This is a genomic window from Nostoc sp., from assembly GCF_036917975.1.
GTDB lineage: Bacteria > Cyanobacteriota > Cyanobacteriia > Cyanobacteriales > Nostocaceae > Nostoc.
The window spans coordinates 1-2,733 of the sequence record NZ_JBALEJ010000054.1 but is presented as its reverse complement, the minus strand read 5'-3'; the positions used below and the strand labels follow the sequence as shown (position 1 = coordinate 2,733).

The window sequence follows — 2,733 nt, the reverse complement described above, 5'->3', positions numbered from 1 at the left end:
ATGTTTACCCAGAGCATTGAAATCTTCTTAGCAAAGGCTAAGATCCAAAAAGTTACTAATTGCAATAAGCAATGGCAAGCAAAGAAATCCAAGTCAGAGAGTACACCGTTAGAGCGCACAAGCGGGAAATTCATACTCGCGTTTTTAACTTTGTATGTAAGCAGTGCGAACAACCCACACAACGAGAAACGTTTGGTGTCCGACCGCTCTACTGTGAGAAATGCCGTCCGCCACAAGCACCCAAGAAATCAGTAGTCCCTCTCAAGAAAAGAAAACCCAGAGCTATGAATTACTTGAGTGGTAAAGACATAGCCGGATGATTTGTTGTCTCAGGGTTTTGAGCAATGGGCTTTTGGCTATGCATTACTAAAAAGAGTAAGAGGCTAGAAAGTAGATATAGTTACATCCGTAATAGGTTAAGATAAAGTTATCAATCAGTTAAAAGACTCAAAATCCCCTTGATCAGAATGATAATCGTGTATGGGTAGAGGCGGAGGAGCAATGCACCTTCTCCCGCTATATAGTAGAAGTTGAAAATCTAGTCTAAACCCCAGTGGAGACAGACTGTTAGTTCGGCATAGCTAACCTAAAAATTCTGTTGACGAACCCGATTATCTAGATAATATCAATCAATTACTATTACTTATTGACAAGAGCTAAATAGCCTTAACCTCTCACTGATGGGTCAACCCTAAATGCAAAATCAGAACTTACCTCCACAGTGGCTCTCTCGTGCTGAAGGTAGCGCGATGGGAAAAGCCCTGCGGGATAAAGTGCCGCGATCTAGCCATGAAGAGTGGAAACCTGCCCCCAATCGTCCTGACTCAGTTGCGCTGCTGGAGGAATCCAACCAAGGAAGATTACTGGAATTAGTACCGATTCGGTATGGACGAATGCTGAAATCTCCTTTTGCATTTCTGAGGGGGGCAGCCAATATCATGGCAGCCGATCTGAGCGAAACTCCCAAGACAGGAATCAAAGTACAGACTTGTGGAGACTGCCATTTGTCCAACTTTGGTGGATACGGTACACCAGAGAGAAATCTCGTCTTTGATGTCAATGACTTCGACGAAACCCTTTTAGCCCCTTGGGAATGGGATGTTAAGCGTTTAGCTGCAAGTATTGTGGTAGCAGGTAGATACCTCAAACTAAGAGAAAAAATCAGTCGAGCAGCAGCGATTGCATCTGTGCAGTCTTACCGAGAACATATAAATGAGTACGCCCAAATGACTGCTCTGGAGGTATGGTATGCCCACATTGGGGTGGAATCGCTACTCACTTTTACTACTCACACTAAAGAACTAAATATTGTCAAAAGTGAAGTGAAAAAAGCAAGGGCGTTCAAGCCTGTCTTGGATCTGCACAAATTAACTGAAACGGTGGATGGACAGTGCCGTTTTATTGACAATCCTCCCAAATTATTCCATCCGTCACCTGGAGATCGCCTTGCATCAGAGATGTTATCCGTTTTTCATAAATATCGGAAAACCCTACGTGAGGATTCCCGTATTTTACTAGACCAATATCAGATTGTTGATGTAGCAATGAAGGTAGTGGGTGTTGGCAGTGTCGGTACACGCTGTGGTGTTGCCCTCCTGGTGACAGGGGATAATGACCCTTTGTTTCTACAAATTAAAGAAGCTCGTCCTTCAGTACTGGAACCCTATGCCGGGAAAAGTAGTTATGAGAACCATGCCCAACGGGTTGTAGCAGGACAGCATCTGATGCAAGAAGCAAGCGATATCTTCTTGGGCTGGACAAAAGGCGATAGTGGTCATGACTTCTACCTGCGGCAACTCAGAGATATGAAAACTTCCGTCGAGATTGAAGGAATGTCACAGACGGATTTGAAGGGCTACTCCCATTTATGTGGTTGGGCGCTGGCGCACAGTCATGCTCGTTCGGGGAATCGATTTGCTATTAGTGGTTATCTCGGTCAAAGTGACGCATTTGAGCAGGCGATCGCTAATTTTGCAGTAGCTTACGCCGATCAGACCGAGCGGGATTACAAAGCACTAGCTGATGCAGTTGCGGCAGGGCAGGTCAAGGCAATCGAAGAATAATTTTGGACAAGGATTTCAATCCGAAATAATGAAGAAATTGAACGCAAATACAGCCCAGCATCCAACTAAAAAGCGATTTCGCCTGTTTCAGGGAATTTTACCAATGGCTGGAGCCACAATTGGGAATGATATCGTTGCGGGTATTGTGCTAGCAGCACTGGGCATTCCTGAAGTCATGGGATACACAAAGATTGCCGGAACGCCCATTGCCACAGGTCTTTATACACTTATTCTTCCAGCATTGGCGTTTGCGCTCTTTGGATCTTCTCGCCATCTGGTGGTCGCTGCCGACTCTGCAACAGCGGCAATCCTAGCGGCTGGGCTATCAGGCTTGGCAGTGTTAGGGAGTTCCCAATATTTAGCGGATTCAGAATTAGTCGCCATTTTAGTAGCTGGACTTTTACTGTTAGCACGCCTGTTTCGACTGGGTTTTTTGGCGGATTTTCTGTCGCGTACCGTGTTGGTAGGTTTCTTGACTGGGGTAGGAATTCAAGTAGCGATCGGTCAATTAGGTGGGTTGTTGGATCTTAAGGGTGGGGGAAATAATCCAATCCAGCAAATCATTAATACCTTTGAAGGTCTGCCCCATGCTAACCCATTAGCGATCGTGATCTCTCTAGCAGTCTTGATTACCGTTAAACTATGCGACAGATTGCTTCCAAAATTTCCA

Annotated in this window: 3 protein-coding genes; all 3 read left to right on the top strand. The window is 45.2% G+C overall.

Features of this window, described 5'->3' with window-relative positions; translation table 11 throughout:
* The first annotated feature begins 71 nt into the window (after positions 1–71).
* Entirely contained in the window at positions 72–320 is a 249-nt protein-coding gene (locus V7K76_RS23665) for a hypothetical protein (protein WP_334954140.1), read from the top strand.
* A 375-nt stretch (positions 321–695) separates the two neighbouring features.
* Positions 696–2,063 carry a DUF2252 domain-containing protein gene (locus tag V7K76_RS23660; protein ID WP_334954141.1) on the top strand — a complete coding sequence of 456 codons (1,368 nt, stop codon included), beginning with the start codon at positions 696–698 and terminating at the stop codon, positions 2,061–2,063.
* 28 nt (positions 2,064–2,091) lie between these two features.
* Positions 2,092–2,733 (top strand): SulP family inorganic anion transporter (locus V7K76_RS23655; RefSeq protein WP_335030097.1); only part of this gene is annotated, 642 nt, incomplete at its 3' end.